The sequence below is a fragment of the Rhodobium orientis genome, assembly GCF_003258835.1.
Taxonomy (GTDB): Bacteria; Pseudomonadota; Alphaproteobacteria; order Rhizobiales; family Rhodobiaceae; genus Rhodobium; species Rhodobium orientis.
Genome location: NZ_NPEV01000240.1, coordinates 1 through 234, shown reverse-complemented (window position 1 = coordinate 234; position 234 = coordinate 1). Strand labels below are relative to the sequence as shown.

The 234-nt window shown below is 44.9% G+C and carries 2 protein-coding genes; one reads left to right on the top strand and one right to left on the bottom strand.

Translation table 11 applies throughout. The features are described from left to right. Positions 1 to 73 (bottom strand): hypothetical protein (locus CH339_RS26030; protein ID WP_368731671.1); only part of this gene is annotated, 73 nt, incomplete at its 3' end. Here CH339_RS26030 and CH339_RS26025 point away from each other — a divergent pair. After that, the coding region (locus CH339_RS26025; protein ID WP_245408207.1) for a hypothetical protein at positions 45 to 234 on the top strand (190 nt) is incomplete at its 3' end. The genes CH339_RS26030 and CH339_RS26025 overlap by 29 nt on opposite strands.

Sequence of the window (234 nt, the reverse complement as noted above, 5' to 3'; positions counted from 1 at the left end):
AAATTTCCGGAAATGTGTTTTCGAGCGGCTGTGAGTTTCTGCTGATGAGCGAAACTTCGCCGGTCGCAGCAATCTTTAAAAGACCCCGATACCCGTCATATTTGACTTCATACCGCCAATTGCCGCCTGAGGGAGCTGATGTAGTCAATACAGGCTGCATCGTAATTCCCATTTTTTATTTTGCCTCTGAAGCTTTTTTGCGCGACGTTTTTTTCTTTTTCTCAGCTGTTCCTT